At 60.4% G+C, this 16,050-nt stretch carries 14 protein-coding genes; 12 read left to right on the top strand and 2 right to left on the bottom strand.

The features are described 5' to 3' along the window. Position 1 precedes the first annotated feature (1 nt). Genes OH764_RS30850 through OH764_RS30835 form a run of 4 tightly spaced genes read left to right on the top strand, consistent with a single transcriptional unit; the run spans position 2 to position 4,950 of the window. Positions 2 to 1,486: an outer membrane factor lipoprotein domain-containing protein gene (locus OH764_RS30850; RefSeq protein ID WP_498849828.1), complete on the top strand. Its 1,485-nt coding sequence runs from the start codon at positions 2 to 4 to the stop codon at positions 1,484 to 1,486. Further along, the gene (locus OH764_RS30845; protein ID WP_498849827.1) at positions 1,483 to 2,772 is read left to right on the top strand and encodes a paraquat-inducible protein A; all 1,290 of its coding nucleotides are present in this window, start codon (positions 1,483 to 1,485) and stop codon (positions 2,770 to 2,772) included. The genes OH764_RS30850 and OH764_RS30845 overlap by 4 nt, the downstream gene beginning before the upstream one ends. After that, a complete protein-coding gene (locus OH764_RS30840; protein ID WP_498849826.1) occupies positions 2,747 to 4,366 on the top strand; it encodes a PqiB family protein in 1,620 nt (539 codons plus the stop codon). The genes OH764_RS30845 and OH764_RS30840 overlap by 26 nt, the downstream gene beginning before the upstream one ends. Beyond that, the gene (locus tag OH764_RS30835) at positions 4,363 to 4,950 is read left to right on the top strand and encodes a PqiC family protein (protein WP_498849825.1); all 588 of its coding nucleotides are present in this window, start codon (positions 4,363 to 4,365) and stop codon (positions 4,948 to 4,950) included. The genes OH764_RS30840 and OH764_RS30835 overlap by 4 nt, the downstream gene beginning before the upstream one ends. A gap of 80 nt (positions 4,951 to 5,030) precedes the next feature. On the opposite strand, the gene OH764_RS30830 is transcribed toward OH764_RS30835, so the two are convergent. Next, a complete protein-coding gene (locus tag OH764_RS30830) occupies positions 5,031 to 6,404 on the bottom strand; it encodes a DUF3300 domain-containing protein (protein ID WP_498849824.1) in 1,374 nt (457 codons plus the stop codon). A 349-nt stretch (positions 6,405 to 6,753) separates the two neighbouring features. Here OH764_RS30830 and OH764_RS30825 point away from each other — a divergent pair, with 349 nt between their 5' ends. The 3 genes from OH764_RS30825 (at position 6,754) to OH764_RS30815 (ending at position 9,899) form a co-directional block, all read left to right on the top strand. Next, entirely contained in the window at positions 6,754 to 7,026 is a 273-nt protein-coding gene (locus OH764_RS30825) for a hypothetical protein (protein WP_498849823.1), read from the top strand. Between the two features lie 214 nt (positions 7,027 to 7,240). Further along, positions 7,241 to 8,344 (top strand): AI-2E family transporter, encoded by a 1,104-nt coding sequence (locus OH764_RS30820; protein WP_498849822.1) that lies wholly within the window; start codon positions 7,241 to 7,243, stop codon positions 8,342 to 8,344. Positions 8,345 to 8,840: 496 nt separating this feature from the next. After that, the gene (locus tag OH764_RS30815; RefSeq protein WP_498849821.1) at positions 8,841 to 9,899 is read left to right on the top strand and encodes a beta-keto acid cleavage family enzyme; all 1,059 of its coding nucleotides are present in this window, start codon (positions 8,841 to 8,843) and stop codon (positions 9,897 to 9,899) included. Positions 9,900 to 10,116: 217 nt separating this feature from the next. On the opposite strand, the gene OH764_RS30810 is transcribed toward OH764_RS30815, so the two are convergent. After that, positions 10,117 to 11,118 (bottom strand): AraC family transcriptional regulator, encoded by a 1,002-nt coding sequence (locus tag OH764_RS30810; RefSeq protein ID WP_498849820.1) that lies wholly within the window; start codon positions 11,116 to 11,118, stop codon positions 10,117 to 10,119. A 386-nt stretch (positions 11,119 to 11,504) separates the two neighbouring features. Here OH764_RS30810 and OH764_RS30805 point away from each other — a divergent pair, with 386 nt between their 5' ends. From OH764_RS30805 to OH764_RS30785, 5 genes are all read left to right on the top strand, one after another. Next, entirely contained in the window at positions 11,505 to 12,827 is a 1,323-nt protein-coding gene (locus tag OH764_RS30805; RefSeq protein WP_498849819.1) for an MFS transporter, read from the top strand. A 66-nt stretch (positions 12,828 to 12,893) separates the two neighbouring features. Then, the gene (locus tag OH764_RS30800) at positions 12,894 to 13,874 is read left to right on the top strand and encodes a quinone oxidoreductase family protein (protein ID WP_498849818.1); all 981 of its coding nucleotides are present in this window, start codon (positions 12,894 to 12,896) and stop codon (positions 13,872 to 13,874) included. 10 nt (positions 13,875 to 13,884) lie between these two features. Beyond that, positions 13,885 to 14,733 (top strand): TauD/TfdA dioxygenase family protein, encoded by an 849-nt coding sequence (locus tag OH764_RS30795; RefSeq protein WP_498849817.1) that lies wholly within the window; start codon positions 13,885 to 13,887, stop codon positions 14,731 to 14,733. 19 nt (positions 14,734 to 14,752) lie between these two features. Beyond that, on the top strand, positions 14,753 to 15,313 hold the full coding sequence (locus tag OH764_RS30790) for an RBBP9/YdeN family alpha/beta hydrolase (RefSeq protein ID WP_498849816.1): 561 nt from the start codon (positions 14,753 to 14,755) through the stop codon (positions 15,311 to 15,313). Beyond that, positions 15,300 to 16,034: a DsbA family oxidoreductase gene (locus OH764_RS30785; protein ID WP_498849815.1), complete on the top strand. Its 735-nt coding sequence runs from the start codon at positions 15,300 to 15,302 to the stop codon at positions 16,032 to 16,034. Before OH764_RS30790 ends, OH764_RS30785 begins: the two co-directional genes overlap by 14 nt. Positions 16,035 to 16,050: the final 16 nt, after the last annotated feature.

Genomic DNA, 16,050 nt, shown 5'->3' with positions numbered 1-16,050 from the left:
CATGCGCACCACGCACTTTGCGAGCGTTGGCGTTGTGCTTCTGACGGGGCTCGCCTCGCTGTCGCTGACTGGCTGTCTGCTTGGACCGGACTACGCGCGGCCCAAAGTCGATGTGCCCGCTACCTTCCGTTTCAGCATCCAGGAGACGGCTGACACCGCCAATACGGCCTGGTGGGAACAGTTCGGAGACCCTGTCCTCAACGATCTGATCGCTGCCGCGCTCGCGGATAATCTCGACGTCAAGATCGCCGCCGCGCGCGTAGAAGAGTTTCGCGGGCAGTTCGTGACAACCCGCTCAGGACTGTTCCCGCAGGTGGGGGCAAACTTCAATGCGTCACGCCAGCGCGCAACGCAGAGCGGCGGGGTGCCGCTGCCGGCGAATGTGAACCCGGTCTACAACCAGTTCGACGCGAGCGTCTCGGCGGCTTGGGAAATCGACCTGTTCGGCAAGACTAGGCGCGAGACCGAAGCTGCTCGCGCGAATCTGCTCGCAAGCGAGGAGGGCCGCCGCGGCACGATACTCTCGCTAGTAGCGTCGGTTGCTTCGTCTTATATCAACCTGCGCAGCCTCGACCGGCAACTGGACATCGCGAAGGCCACGGTGGAGAGCCGGGCCGAATCGGTCAAGGTATTCACGCTGCGTTTCGCGGGCGGCGAGGTGTCGCAAATGGAATTGGCACAAAGCCAGTCTGAATATCAGGCAGCATTAGCCACTATTCCGGAGTTGGAAGTCCAGATCGGGGTGCAGGAAGACGCGCTTGCCGTGCTGCTCGGACGCAATCCGGAGCCGATTCTGCGTGGCCACGAACTGGACGCGCTGACTGCGCCCGCGATTCCGTCCAGTCTGCCGTCCGAACTGCTCGAACGCCGTCCGGATGTGCTCCAGGCCGAGCAGAATCTGGTGGCGCAAAATGCGTTGATCGGCGCGGCGCGTGCGCTGTATTTTCCGTCGATCTCGCTAACGGGGCTGTTCGGTTCCCTCAGCACCCAATTCTCGAACCTGTTCACCGGGCCGGCGCGCGTATGGTCTTTCGCCGGCGCCGTATCGTTGCCAATCTTCACTGCCGGCAACATCGAAGGGCAGGTTCACCAGGCGGAGGCACGTCAACAGGAAGCGCTGTTTGCTTATCAGAAAGCGATTCAGGCTGCATTCCAGGAAGTCGCGGACGCGCTCATCGCGCTGCAGAAGTCTCGCGAGCAATTGGGAATCCAGCAGGACCAGGTTGCCGCGCTGTCCAGCTACGCGCACCTTGCCCGGCTGCGCTACGAAGGCGGCTACACGAGTTACATCGAGGTGCTCGACGCCGAGCGCAGTCTGTTCAACGCGCAACTGAGCTATACACAGACTCAGGGCGCCGAATTGACTTCGTTCGTCCGTCTTTACAAGGCGATGGGCGGCGGCTGGGTCGTCAAGGCGGAGGAGATGACTCAGCCGCCTGCTCCGCAGCCTATGGCGGGCGTGCCGGCTGCCGAGGCTCCGCGATGACGCACGCCAGGCTTCTCGCATGCCACGAATGCGACCTGCTCCAGGTCGATGCGGACCTTCCCGAAGGCGGCGTGTTGCGTTGCCGGCGTTGTCATGGCGAGCTTTACCGGAACCGCGCGAATTCGCTCGGACACGCGTTGGCCCTTTCGCTCGGGGCAGCGGTGCTGCTCGTGATCGCCAACTCTTATCCGATCGTTGGACTGTCGGTAAGCGGCTCGTTGGTCGAAACGACGCTGATCGGGGCAGTGGATGTTCTGTACAACGACGGAATGTGGCCGATCGCGCTGCTGGTCTTTTTCACCACTGTTCTCACTCCCGCTCTGCAAATCGCCTCGATGCTGTGGATGCTCGTGCCGTTGCAACTCAACCGCGTGCCATGGGGGGCGGCCGTGGTGTTCCGGTTGGCCCGCCTCGTTCAACCATGGGGTATGACGGAAGTGCTGATCATTGGTTTGCTGGTGGCGCTCGTCAAGCTCGCCCACATCGCAAGCGTCGTTGTAGGGGTTGGACTATGGTCGTTTGGCGTATTAATGCTGCTGCTCGCCGCTGCGGGCACGGCGTTCGATTCGCGCGACCTGTGGGCGAGAATCGGTGCGCTTGAGCACGCTGGCGGTCAGACGGGTGACGCTTTGTCTCTGCCGCGTGGCTGGCTGAGCGCCGCGCAGTGCGGTCTGATGCAGTGTCATGATTGCGGCTTGCTGGTGAAGGTGCCCGCAAACGCGCACGGTCTGTACTGTTCGCGCTGCGGCGCGTCGGTGCATTTTCGCAAACCGGACAGCCTGTCGCGCACATGGGCGTTTCTGCTCGCCGCGATGGTGCTGTATGTCCCCGCCAACCTGTTGCCGGTGATGTACACGAGTTCTCTGTTCGGCGCAGAGAAGGACACGATCATGAGCGGTGTCGTTTATCTCTGGACGTCCGGCTCGTGGTTGCTCGCCGTCGTGGTGTTCGTCGCGAGCGTCGCAGTGCCGATGCTGAAAATTATCGCCATTGCCTTTCTGTCGATCTCCACTCAGGTTCATTCGCGCTGGAATCCCGAACAACGTACGCGCATCTACAGAGTGGTTGAACTGGTCGGGCGCTGGTCGATGCTCGACATTTATGTCATCACCATGCTGGTGGCCCTGGTGCAGTTCAAGGCGTTGGCCACCATCCAGGCGGGTCTGGCTGCGGTCGCGTTCGGCGCGGTCGTCGTATTGACCATGTTCGCCGCCATGTCGTTCGACTCGCGTCTGATCTGGGACGCGGACGGGCAAGATCATGCCGGACAACCCAAACACGCCTGAGCCGCCTGACGTCCCTGTAGCCATCGTCGCGCCCCGCGCGCGCTGGCGGCCCCAGGTCGTATGGCTGGTGCCGATCATCGCCGTGCTGATCGGCGGGTGGCTCGCCGTCAAGGCGGTGCTCGATCAGGGGGCGCAGATCACCATCATGTTCAACACAGGCGACGGACTCGAAGCTGGCAAGACAAAAATAAAGTTCAAGGAAGTGGATATCGGTGTCATCAAGGGAGTCAGCCTTTCGAGAGATCACAAGCACGTGATCGCAACCGCGGAAGTCGTCAAGGATGCGTCGGACCTGCTGGTCGACGACACGCGTTTCTGGGTCGTGCGTCCAAGGATCTCGGGCGGCACCGTGTCCGGGCTCGGCACTCTGCTGTCGGGATCGTTCGTCGGCATGGACGTGGGCGGCTCCAGGAAGCCGCGCCAGACTTTTGCCGGTCTCGAAGTTCCGCCTGTGATCACGAGCGATGTGCCCGGTCGCGAGTTTGTGCTGCGAAGCCAGGACATGGGTTCGCTCGATGCCGGCACACCGATTTTTTATCGGCGGCTGCAGGTCGGGCAGATCACCTCCTTTGCTCTCGATCCTGACGGCAGAAGCGTAACGTTGCACGTATTCATCAATGCGCCGTACGACAAGTTCGTCAGACCCGACACGCGCTTCTGGCATGCCAGCGGGGTCGACGTGGCACTCGACAGCAATGGTGTACGGCTCAATGCGCAATCGCTCGTGTCGATCATCATTGGCGGGGTTGCGTTCGATACGCCGGAGCAGTCGCTCGATCAACCTCAAGCGCCCGCACAGACGTCCTTCACGCTGTTCGCGAACTTCGGTGAGGCCATGAAGCGCCATGACCGGATCGTCACCCGGCTCGTCGCCGAATTCGACGATTCAGTACGCGGGCTGACTGTCGGGGCGCCGCTCGATTTTCGCGGCATAACGATTGGCGAGGTGAGTGGTATCTACACTCGCTTTGACCGCGAAAGCAGGAAGCTGAGTATCGTGGTGGAAGTAGCCTACTATCCCGAGCGTTTCACAAGCCGCTATGAAAGCGGTCCAACCGGCAACCCGGTCGTCAAGGACACCCGCGGATTCGCGGATTTTCTGGTCGCACGGGGCTTGCGGCTGCAATTGAGGACGGGCAACCTGCTGACCGGCCAGCGTTATCTCGCCGTCGACTTCTTCCCCGACGCACCGAAGGCGCAGATCGACTGGAGTAAAAATCCGCCCCAGTATCCGACTGTTCCGGGCTCGCTTCAATCGCTTCAGGACTCCGTCGCGCGCCTGGTCGCCAAGTTGAATACGATACCGTTCGAAGCAATCGGCAAGAACACGCAGATGACCCTTCAGAACGCGAATTCGCTACTTGCCCATCTCGACACCGATGTCGTTCCAGAAGCGAAAAACACCTTGACTGCCGCGCATGGAATGATGACTTCTGCCAACGGGGCGTTGCAGCCGGACTCCGCGCTACAGCAGAATGTCTCCGACGCCATGAACCAGTTGGCGCAGACGGCCGCCGCAGTCCGCACGCTGGCTGACTATCTCGAACGGCATCCCGAGGCACTGGTACGCGGCAAGCCGGAGAACAAACCGTGACGCAAATCTCTTCTGTCGTTGCCGGAGTATTTTTTTGCGGCTTGCTGGGCGCGTGCGGCAGTTCGCCGACCGCCAGCTTCTACACGCTGACCGTCGATACGACACTCACGCCAATGACTTCCACGATGCCGGTCCATGTCGTGGTCAATCCAGTCACTATTCCCGATGTGGTCGATCGGCCGCAGATCGTCACGCGCATGGGCAACAACGAGGTCGTGCTCAACGAGTTCGCTCGGTGGGGCGAACCGTTGAAGGGGGACATTGCACGTACGATCGCAGGCGATCTCGCCACATTGCTGGCATCGGATCACGTGTCGGTCTTCAATATGGGCGTTGATGCGGCGGGTACGTGGCGAGTACGCGTGGACGTGATGCGCTTTGACGCGACGCCCGGCGAGGCCGTAACCGTCGAAGCGCTCTGGGCCGTGTTCCCCCCAGGCAAATCGTTGCCGGTCGCCGGGAAGTCGCTGGTTCGGCAACCCATTGACGGACACGGTTACGACGCGCTGGTGTCAGCCGCCGATCACGCTCTCGGCGCAGTGAGCCGCGATATAGCTGGAGTGATTCACGCAGGCGCGCCTTAAAGAAACTGGCCGCGGCGGTTTATGCCGACGTGGCCGGCATGATGTAGTCGGGGGCCGACGGGCGGAATCGGATCGCGAAGCTAACGTCTTCCGCCACGGCCGCCGCCACCTGCACGGGCGCCACCGCCGCCGCTGGGCCGGCTGAATCCCGAGCTTTGCACGCTTGAACGGCCACGGTCGGCGCTTCGTTGCGTTGCGCCGCCCGAGCCTACACCCTGAAATGCGTTGTCCCGCCCTCCGCCGATTCCACCACCGCCGGCACCGCCCACGCGGTCGCTAGCGCGAGAAACGTCGCTCGTGCCGGCGCGATTCGATGCGCTGCCCCGATCGCCTGCAGCCGATCTGTTCGCGGCCCCCGTGCGGTTGCCGGTGTTCGATCTGTCCGCGACCGACGCACGATTACCCGCGTTCGACCTGTCCGCGACCGACGCACGGTTACCCGCGTTCGACCTGTCCCCGGCGCCCGTTCGGTCGCCACCGCGTGTCCGGTCGGAACTGTCGGCGCGCCGGCCATTGCCGTTGTCACGGCCACGAAAATCGTCACGCCTCTGCCCACCGCCGGCGTCGCGCGAATACTTCTCGCGAGTCGCGTTATCGCGGTACGCAACGCCCTGGCGATGGCTTCCGTCATGCTGCCAGCGCCCTCCTTCGACCTTCGTACGGTCGAAGTTGCGATCGATGTTCGCCGCTTTGTTGACATTGATATTGACTTCGTTGTTGCCCCAGTTGCAATTGCTGAAGATGGCGCCGGCGGCGGCCAATCCGACGCCCCACGCGAACCCCGTCATCAGTGCGGCTCCCGGGTAATACGCAGGATATGGAGGCCAGTACGTAGGCGGATAAGCCGGATAGCTCCATGCACCGTACACGACAGTGGGGTTGTAGGCCGGCACGTAGATGACTTGCGGATTAGCAGGTTCTATCTTCACGATGGTCTGCCCACCAGCGGGCGCCTGTTCGACGACAACGTTCTGCTGTTCGTTAGATTTCAGGTTGCCGGAATCTTTCGCGCGGGCGCGCAAGCGCTGCACCGCGGCGAAGACGTCTTTCTGTTGCGCGAGGAACGCGTCGCCCAGCCGTTGAGTCCAGTCGAGCTTATCGTTCATCGGATCGAGAATTTGCGGAAATGCAACCAGCGATTTCACACTGACATCCCATGGCTGGTTTTCGACAGCTTTGACAGCGTCGTCACCTTTGATTTTTGGATTGGCCTTAACCCAGCGGGCCGCATACACGATCTCGAGCGGGTAGGTCGACGCCATCAGCACCTGCGACAGCACGGAGTCGGGATAGAGTGCGATTGGTGCGACGAGTGCTTCGATTTCTTCTGGCTTGAACGGCTCGCGTGTTGGGGCTGGCTCAGTTTGGGCCTGTGTGCCGGTCGATGCGAGTGTCAACATGACAAGCAGCCACCGGCACAATGCCTTGGTCCATTGATGATTCCATCTGGACATGGTTGCTCCTCCATGCTTTTGATAGATATCCGAACTAATCGGGGTTGATGGCGACCGACCAACAATTGGAGAGCATGAAAGTTGTACGCGTGGCTGTCGCTACTCCTACCCAATACGATGTTAGAACATCTCGCGACCTTTGTGGTGCCAACAAGCGGTGCATTTTTTCGACTTCGCGCGCCACTGATATGGATGCGAACCTTGGCGGGAAGTGAAGGAACATCGAAGGTGAGAAAGAGTCGCCGCGTACGACCAAAGTCCAATACAAATCTTGCTTCAACGAATATACGCTGAAAGCTCGCATGCTTGTCACTCACAAACTCACCAGCAAATCAGATTGGGGCCCGTTATGAAAAAAGCAATTGCAACAGTGATGACCGTATCTCTCACACTACTACCGTTTAGTTTCGCGTCGGCGCAAGATAATTCTGCAGCGCCCCCAGCGGCAGCCGCCGAACATCCGGATGAGATAGTAAGAATGCATCAACAGGTTGCAGCGGCGAATCGCGAGTACAACCGGGAAGTCGCGGCGGCCAAGAAAGTTTATGACCAGAAGAAGGCCGCTGCTAACAAGAAGCGCGACGCGGCGGTTGCTGCCGCACACAGCGGCACGAGCCAATAAGCGGCTTGCCGCAGTTCCAGAGTAGCGAGAGCGTCCGCGTTCATGTTTCGAGATTTGCCTCACCGTCGACCGGCGGTTTATCCCGGAGCGAGCAGTCCGGCGTAGGTGCGCAACATCCATGCGGCGCGAGTTATCCGACGGCGGTCATGCTCCGTCACTGGTCAGTCCGGTTTGTCGTTAGATAATTGTCGCGACAATCTGCGAGGAGATTCCGATGCTGATCTCGCCGACCGGCTCCCGGAGCCTATCGAGAGAGCTGCTTGACGTATTGATCCGCGCCGGACTCGTAGCGGTCCTCGCTGTTTTCTGTTTCCGGATCTTCGTCCCGTTTCTCAATCTGATGGTCTGGGCGCTGATTCTCGCCATCACCCTCTATCCACTGCAACTCAGGCTTCGACGACATTTTGCGGGAAGAGATGGTCTAGTCGCCACGATGATTATCCTAGTCGCGTTCGGCGTTATTCTGGTGCCGACCTATCTATTGGGCGTGGCCATTGCCGATTCGATCAACCATATGATCGCAGTACTCAGGAGCGGTAGCTTTGCGATCCCGCCGCCAGCCGAATCGGTCGCGAGTTGGCCGCTAGTGGGCCCACGTGTGCATGAATTGTGGCAGCAGGCGTCCACTAATCTGACCGGGCTCGCTCAACGGTTCGCGCCGCAAGTCAAGGACGCTGGTCTTGCAGTGCTCGGTACACTCACTGGCCTTGGCGCGGGCCTCCTGATTTTCTTCTTCGCGTTGATTATCGCGGGTATCTTCATGGCGCACGGGGAGAAAGGCCATCGCAGCGCGGTGCTGATCGCTTCGCGCATCTCAGGACCTGAAAACGCGTTAGAAATTACCAGCCTATGCACGGCCACGGTTCGCGCAGTCGCCCAAGGGGTGGTCGGAATTGCGTTCATCCAGATGTTGCTCGTTGGTGTCGCGTTCATCGTCATGGGGATACCCGGCGCGGGTCTGCTCGCGCTCGCGGTGTTGCTGATCGGCGTCATGCAGTTGCCCGCCACGCTGATCACTGCCCCCGTGATCGTCTTCGTGATACTCACACAAGGGGCCAATGCGTCGACGATTATCTTCTCCGCCTATATCCTGGTGGCGGGACTCACCGACAACGTGCTGAAGCCTCTACTGCTTGGACGCGGCGTTGCAGTGCCAATGCCGGTCGTGCTGATTGGCGCGCTTGGCGGCATGGTGACAGCCGGGGTAATCGGCCTGTTCATTGGTCCCGTGATGCTTGCCGTCGGTTACAAGCTGTTCTGGCGATGGGTTAAGGACCAGCCGGAACTCGCGCGCGTTGAGCAGCAGGAACAGTCTTGACGTTGTAGAACGGCGCAAGTGTCCCGCGCGACGCGCCGTTCCTGTTGAGCTGCATGACTGAAGAATCGCAGAATGCAGCGCCGGCCGCATCTGCGCACGACATTCGCGCTCGCCTTCCGGCGGCCGATCACATTCCTCCCAAATCACCCTCGTGTGCGCTGGCGCGACCGCAAGTACGCGACCGAAGCGCTCGTTAACTTCTTATCGCTCTGGCAAATCCGCCACAACTTAACTTCTCACTGGAATGCGCAGCGAGTTGGCGTAAACACGTAGTGGCATCCAATCACAAATATATGGCGCCCAAAGGTAAATCGCATTTTGAGGTCACTGTATCTTCATCGGACGAGTTCGTTTTGCCGCGTCTGACGCGAAGGCGAACGTTCCATTAGTTTTCGCGGAAAGGAGAGGTGCCGGTACTGGGCGAACCTCGTCAACAACCGGTATCCAGCAGCCCAATCTCTTTCCGCCTCCGTAGCCAGCCTTTTGAGACCCTGCCATGAACTTCCTCGACGGTTCCCTTTACACTGAAAACCAGCAACCGCTGATCATTACAGCGGCGCCGTATGCGCCGTCCTGGGTGCCTTCCGACTTCCCCGAAGATATCCCGGTCACCATTGAACAGCAAATCCAGAAGGCAGTGGATTGCTACAACGCCGGCGCCACCGTATTGCACCTGCACGTCCGCGAACTTGACGGCAAAGGCAGCAAGCGGCTGTCGAAATTCAACGAACTGATTGCTGGCGTGCGCAACGCAGTGCCAGAGATGATTATCCAGGTGGGCGGCTCGATCAGCTTTGCTCCCGAGACCGAAGGTGCCGCGGCCAAATGGCTGAGCGACGACACGCGCCACATGCTGGCCGAGCTCGATCCAAAACCCGATCAGGTCACGGTGACGATCAATACTTCGCAGATGAACGTCGTCGAACATTGGGAAGATGACGACGTCAAGGGAACGTCGATGGAGGATCCCAATGTCTACAAAGCGTACAAAGAGATGACAGTGCCAGCCCAGCCAGGCTGGGCCGAAGAGCACATCCGCCGCTTGAACGCAGCCGGGATCCAGAGTGCTTTTCAGTGCTACAACATCAATAGTTTCGAGTCGGTCGAGCGGTTGATCCGGCGCGGCGTTTACAAGGGTCCGCTGGTGATGAACTGGGTGGCCATCGGCGGCGGCATGGACGCGCCAAATATCTATAACCTTGCCAACTTCGTGCGAGCTACGCCCGACGGCGCGGTGCTGACGGTGGAAAGCTCGATGCGCAATGTGTTGCCGGTCAACATGATGGGTATCGCGATGGGTCTACACGTGCGCTGCGGCATCGAGGACAACCTGTGGAATCAGTCGCGCACGCGGAAGATGAGCTCCGTCGAGCAGATCGAGCAACTGGTGCGCATTTCACGCGAGTTCGGCCGCAATATTGCCACCGCCCAGGAGGCGCGCGACATAAGCAAGATCGGCGTGTTCTACGATACCGTGGAAGAAACGCTGCTGGCCAACGGTTTCGCGCCTAACCGCAAAGGTGGCACTCAAGGCTTCCTGCGCAAGGCCGTCTGAACGCGGTAGCGCAACTCGCGATCCGCGTGCCGCCGCTCACAAGCGGCCAGGCACCGGCCGGCAGGGCGCAACGTATGTGCAACTGCGCCTGCCGGAACGCGTCCTGCGATGCCTCCATATAGAAGCAACGCCGGGAAATTCTGATGCAGGCCGCCGGCAATGCATGGCTGTCCAATCCTTCCATAGGTTGAAAAAGGGGCGGTGCAGACAGTGCCGGTCATTTTGCCTGCCTGGCTCTCCAGTCGCGCGGCGCCATGCCGAAACGCGACCTGAACCAGTTCGTGAACGAACCCTGCTGGCTATAACCGAGCAGCGCCGCCACGCGTCCTATCGGATAGCGCGAGTTGCTCATGTAGCGAACGGCAAGTTCCCGCCGTACTTCGTCGACCAGGTCTGAGAAACTGGTGTCGACCAATTCCAACTGCCGCTGCATCGTGCGTACACTCAGACCTAGGTGGCGGGCAACCGGCTCGACCGTGCCTTGCTCCAGAGGCAGAAGCAGGTAGATCGCTTTGCGAACTTCCAGAGCCGTCGAATCTGTCCCGGCTTGCTTCAGTGGTGCCGCGAGGCTTTCCGCGTAGCGGACGAGTTCCGGGTCCGCGGCCGGATTCGGATAGTCGAGGTCGGCCGCAGCGCACACGAACCCATTGAAGTCGCTGCCGAACTGCATCGGGCAGCCAAAGAAACGTCGGTGAAACGTCAGATCGGCGGGACCGGCGTGCGTGAAGTGAACGCTGCGCGGTTTCCAGTGGACGCCGAGCAGAGCACTGGAATGGCGAGCGAGAACTCCGAGTGCAAGTTCGATCGCCTGATTCGTCGGAGTACCGGGATCAACGACGAGCTCTTCGCGAATCGTGACTGTTGCACCGGCGTCTTCGACATAAACTGCAAGTGCTTCGTTGAGCAGATGACGGTACTCGGCTGCGGCTAGCAGCACGTCGCGTAACGTGCGTTTGTGCGCGAGCAGAACATTGACCACGCCTGTCCCGAACTGATGCCGGGTTTCGGCCATTTGCAGCGCAAATGTTGGAGACGACGCCAGCTTGGCCGTCAGTTCAAGCAGCCGGCAGCACGCGGCTGCCGCAACGCGACTGTCCGGATTTGCAAGCGCGGCCGGATCTATTCCGACCTGTTGCGCGAGCTCCACGGGGTTGAGTCCGAACCGCCGCGTTACGTCGAAATAACCGCTCATCGCAACCGACCGCAGCATCGTCTCCATTGCGTTTCCCTTCGTGGCAGCGAACGCTTTGCTGTCCGCTCATGGACTGCTGATCGCCGACTGCGTCGAGGATCGGTGTTTTCACTAAGCGGCGTGTATTCGTAAAAGAATGGCGCCTAATCATTAAATTGTATTGCGCGATTCCCGTATCTTGCAATCACGACATTCACTATGCCTCGGTCGATTCTGACCTGGCCTTGCGAGCGTCGAAAGTGCCGCCTCGTGCGGTGAGACGAAGGCGCCGCGCTGATGTGTGAAGCGTGCCGGGCTTTTGAAAGTGCTGATTTTTGACAGGCGCAGGGCAGGGCGAAGCAGTCATGGTGAATGAGCCTTTGCGCTGTCATCTGAAGACGACCGCTAACGAGCCAGACGCGGAGGAGATAACTATGCTGATGCAGCATGTAGAACACACAACAGGCGATGTCCCGGTAAAAGAAGCGGACGTCCGCGCCTATGCGTGGGTGGTTTTTGCGTTGACCGTAGGCTTGCTGCTTTCCGATTACATGTCACGGCAGGTACTGAATGCCGTCTTTCCGCTGCTCAAGGCAAACTGGGCTTTGTCCGACACCCAACTCGGTTCGCTGAGCAGCGTCGTTGCATTGATGGTGGGCGTGCTCACCTTCCCGTTATCAGTACTCGCGGACCGCTGGGGACGCGTAAAAAGCATCGTGCTGATGGCGGCGATGTGGAGTCTTGCAACACTAGGCTGCGCGCTCGCGACGAACCACGGTGAAATGCTGATCGCGCGCGCTTTCGTCGGTATCGGTGAGGCGGCGTACGGCAGTGTCGGCATTGCGGTCGTGCTGAGCATATTTCCGGCGCGGCTGCGCTCCACGCTCACGGGTACGTTCATGGCCGGCGGCGCGTTCGGTTCGGTGCTGGGGATGGCGCTGGGCGGCACAGTGGCGGCTCATCTAGGCTGGCGCTCGGCGTTCGGCACGATGGCGGCCTTGGGTCTCGTACTGGTAATCGTCTATCGGTTCATCGTCACCGAGAAGCGGCTTATGCGGCTTCAGCCGGTAAACGTAGGCAGACACGTACAAGGTCTGAGCGTGCGCATGAGTCTGCGCGCGCTGATGAAAGGGCTTTTCTCCACCCGATCGGTGGTGTGCGCGTATGTCGGCAGTGGCATCCATCTGCTGGTTCCCGCCGCGATGTGGGCATGGATGCCGAGCTTCCTGAATCGCTACTACGGCATGCCCGTCAGTAAGGCCGCGATGAGTGCTGCGGTATTCGTACTGATTACCGGGCTTGGCATGGTGGTGTGTGGGAATCTGGCCGACCGGCTCAGCAAGCGCGCACGCGAAAGAAAATGGATGGCTGCGATCGCATTCTGCCTGATTTGCTTCGCGTTACTGATCATCGGTTTGCGCATGCCTGCGGGTCCGCTGCAACTCGCGGTGATAGGCCTCGGCATGTTCTTCAGCGCGGGTGCAAGCGGGCCTTCCGGGGCGATGGTGGCTAACCTCACGCCGCCGTCTATCCACGCGTCGGCGTTTGCCACGCTGACACTGGCGAACAATCTGCTGGGTCTGGCGCCCGCCGCCATTTTGACAGGATTCATCGCAGACCGGATCGGCCTGCTCGGCGCGTTGCAGCTGGTGCCGTTTGCGCCTCTCGTCGCGGCTATTGCATTTTTCATCGGCAAGCGGAACTACGCCGGTGATCTGGATCGTCTGGATGCCCTGCGCGAGCGGGCCGTACGCTGAGCAGAGGTCCTGACCTTCGGCGCGCGAATTTCATTTTGCAGTTGAGTAATGGATAGGAGATTGAACATGGCTAGAGCGATTCGCTTCCATGAGACCGGTGGTCCCGAAGTCTTGCGTTATGAAGAGGTCGAAGTGGGCGATCCCGGCCCCGGGCAGGTCCGGTTGCGCCACGAGGCGATTGGCCTTAACTTCGCCGACACCTACTTCCGCAACGGTTTGTATCCGGTGCCGATGCCTGCGGGCATGGGCGTCGAAGCCGCAGGGACCGTCGAGGCCGTTGGCGCCGGCGTCACTAACGTCGCGCCGGGCGACCGCGTGACTTACACGGGCTTCATCAATACGCTGGGCGCCTACAGTACCGAACGGCTGATCCCGGCCGCGCCTCTCATCAAGCTGCCGGAAGCAATCTCGTGCGAAACGGCCGCCGGCATGACCATGCGCGGCCTGACGTGTGCCTACCTGATGCGCCGCATTCACGACTTCAGGAAGGGCGACACCATCCTTCTGCACGCCGCTGCCGGTGGTGTCGGTTTGATCGTGTCGCAATGGGCGAAGCTGCTTGGCCTCACCGTGATCGGCACCGTGTCGACCGAAGCCAAGGGTGAGGTCGCACGCGCGCATGGTTGCGATCACGTGATTAATTACAGCCGCGATGACGTCGCGAAACGAGTGCGCGAACTGACCGACGGCGTCGGCGTGAATGTGGTGTTCGACAGCGTCGGCAAGGACACCTTCGAGTCGTCACTCGACTCGCTCAAGCGTCGCGGGTTGATGGTGTGCGTCGGCACGGCGTCGGGTCCGATCCCGCCGTTCAATCCGCAGATTCTTGCAATGAAGGGATCGCTTTTCCTGACTCGTCCGGCGCTAGCAGACTACATTGCCGACCCTGCAGAAAAGAATGAGCTCGCCGCTGAGATATTCGGGCATGTCGCTGCAGGCCGTATCAGGATCGAGCTGAACCAGCGTTACGCATTAGAGGACGCGGTGCAGGCGCATCGAGATCTTGAATCGCGCAAGACGACGGGTTCGTCCGTCTTCGTCATCTAGGGAGCCAGTGATGCAAGTCGAACCATTGACATGCGCAATCGGCGCAGAACTAGTCGGCGTCAATCTCGCCGACGCCATTCACGACAACGGCCTGTTTAGCGAGATCCGGGCGGCGCTGTTGAAACATCGCGTGCTGTTCCTGCGCGGACAGGACATCTCACGCGCCGAGCATGTAGCGTTCGCCCGACGCTTTGGCGACCTGGAAGATCACCCGGTCGCAGGTAGCGATCCCGAGTACCCCGGTCTCGTGCGCATTTACAAGACTCCCGATCAACCTAACGACCGTTACGAAAACGCATGGCACGCGGACGCCACCTGGCGCGAAGCGCCGCAGTTCGGCGCGGTCCTTCGGTGCGTCGAGTGTCCGCCGGTTGGAGGCGACACGATGTGGGCGAATATGGCACTTGCTTACGAGAATCTGCCCGAGCACATCAAGAGGCAGATTGCCGACCTCCGCGCGCGACACAGCATCGAAGCGAGCTTTGGTGCCGCGATGCCGATCGAGAAGCGGCACGCACTCAAGGCGCAGTTTCCGGATGCCGAACATCCGGTCGTGCGCACGCATCCCGAGACTGGAGAGAAGATTCTGTTCGTGAGTGCCTTCACCACGCATTTCACCAACTACCACACGCCGGATCGCGTGCGCTTCGGGCAGGACGCTAACCCGGGCTCGGGCGATTTGCTGCGCTATCTGATCAGTCAGGCCTATATCCCGGAATACCAGGTGCGCTGGCGCTGGCAGAAGAACAGCATCGCCATCTGGGACAACCGCAGCACGCAGCATTATGCGGTGATGGACTATCCGCCATGTCACCGCAAGATGGAACGAGCGGGAATTATCGGCGACAAGCCGTACTAACCGCAAAGAAGACCGCTTCATGACTACCGATACAAAACCGACCATTCTGATGGTCCCGGGTTTGCGCGACCACGTTCCGGACCACTGGCAAACCCTGTTGCAGCACAAGTTGCCCAATGCAATCTCGGTGCCGCCGCTCGAACACGACAAGCTCAGTTGCGCCGCACGCGTTGCCGCGCTTGACGCAGCGCTCGCGAAAATCGACGGCCCAGTAATCCTTGTCGCTCACAGCGCGGGCGTGATGATTACGGTTCAATGGGCACAGCAACACGACCGCGAGATTCACGGTGCGTTGCTCGCCACGCCGGCCGATCTCGATACGCCGCTGCCGGCGGGTTATCCGACTTTCGATGCACTCGCCGAAAACGGCTGGCATCCGACACCGCGCAAACGCTTGCCGTTTCCGAGCATCGTTGGGGCGAGCCGCAATGATCCGCTTGCGCAGTTCGATCGTGTATCTGCAATGGCGACGGACTGGGGCAGTCACCTCGTCGATCTCGGCGAAGTGGGGCACCTCAATCCCGCGGCGGGTTTTGGTGTGTGGGCGATGGCGGAGACACTGATCGATGAACTTGTGTGATCAGAACTGGGTCGTCCAGGCGGAACGGCACGTTGAAGACAAAGTGGGTCGGCAAGTCGATTCGAAGCGCAATCTGACAATCGACGCCTTCTTCGATTTCATCTGCCCGTGGTGTCTGATTGGAAAGCGCAATCTGGAGAAGGCTATAGCAGTCTTTGGCGGACTGCGCCCCGACGCACAGGTGAAGGTGCGATGGCGGTCCCATCAACTCCTTCCTTACACGCCACTCAATGGCGTGCCGTATCAGGATTTCTGTCGCGAGCGCCTCGGCGGTCCGGAAGCCGTGATCGCCAGGCGCGCAGAAGTGGAGCTAGCTGGAAGCGAAGCCGGTATCGACTTTGCATTCGATCGGATCAGCGTGTTGCCCAACACCGCCGCTGCGCACGAACTGGTCGCCTTTGCTGCGAACCATCTCGGCGAAGCGCAGCGCGCGACACTGGTCGATCGCGTGTTAGCGGCCTACTTTCTGGAAGGCGAGGACATCGGAGACCGCCAGGTTCTCGAGCGTCTCGGACAGGACTGCGGTCTGGATGGCGAAAGCCTGAAAACGCATTTGACGCAATGGGTGAACCGCGTCGTTGGAATCGGTCGACGCGTGTCGCGCCACCAGTCGCGAGTAAGGGGCGTGCCGCACTTCGTGTTCAGCACGGGATACACGTTCTCGGGCGTTCACTCGCCCGAGGTCATTGCTGCGCTCATGGTGTCGGCCACACGAAATTGAAGGAACGGAAGTTGTC

Source organism: Burkholderia sp. M6-3 (assembly GCF_050858985.1).
GTDB lineage: Bacteria > Pseudomonadota > Gammaproteobacteria > Burkholderiales > Burkholderiaceae > Paraburkholderia > Paraburkholderia caledonica.
This window is presented reverse-complemented; position numbering and strand designations above follow the sequence as displayed.

Excerpts from the sequence above, each read along its gene's own strand:
- OH764_RS30845 (WP_498849827.1), top strand. The coding sequence starts at position 1,483 with ATGACGCACGCCAGGCTTCTCGCATGCCACGAATGCGACCTGCTCCAG.
- OH764_RS30800 (WP_498849818.1), top strand. The coding sequence starts at position 12,894 with ATGGCTAGAGCGATTCGCTTCCATGAGACCGGTGGTCCCGAAGTCTTG.
- OH764_RS30850 (WP_498849828.1), top strand. The coding sequence starts at position 2 with ATGCGCACCACGCACTTTGCGAGCGTTGGCGTTGTGCTTCTGACGGGG.
- OH764_RS30825 (WP_498849823.1), top strand. The coding sequence starts at position 6,754 with ATGAAAAAAGCAATTGCAACAGTGATGACCGTATCTCTCACACTACTA.
- OH764_RS30830 (WP_498849824.1), bottom strand. The coding sequence starts at position 6,404 with ATGTCCAGATGGAATCATCAATGGACCAAGGCATTGTGCCGGTGGCTG.
- OH764_RS30785 (WP_498849815.1), top strand. The coding sequence starts at position 15,300 with ATGAACTTGTGTGATCAGAACTGGGTCGTCCAGGCGGAACGGCACGTT.
- OH764_RS30810 (WP_498849820.1), bottom strand. The coding sequence starts at position 11,118 with ATGGAGACGATGCTGCGGTCGGTTGCGATGAGCGGTTATTTCGACGTA.
- OH764_RS30820 (WP_498849822.1), top strand. The coding sequence starts at position 7,241 with ATGCTGATCTCGCCGACCGGCTCCCGGAGCCTATCGAGAGAGCTGCTT.
- OH764_RS30790 (WP_498849816.1), top strand. The coding sequence starts at position 14,753 with ATGACTACCGATACAAAACCGACCATTCTGATGGTCCCGGGTTTGCGC.
- OH764_RS30805 (WP_498849819.1), top strand. The coding sequence starts at position 11,505 with ATGCTGATGCAGCATGTAGAACACACAACAGGCGATGTCCCGGTAAAA.
- OH764_RS30840 (WP_498849826.1), top strand. The coding sequence starts at position 2,747 with ATGCCGGACAACCCAAACACGCCTGAGCCGCCTGACGTCCCTGTAGCC.
- OH764_RS30815 (WP_498849821.1), top strand. The coding sequence starts at position 8,841 with ATGAACTTCCTCGACGGTTCCCTTTACACTGAAAACCAGCAACCGCTG.
- OH764_RS30795 (WP_498849817.1), top strand. The coding sequence starts at position 13,885 with ATGCAAGTCGAACCATTGACATGCGCAATCGGCGCAGAACTAGTCGGC.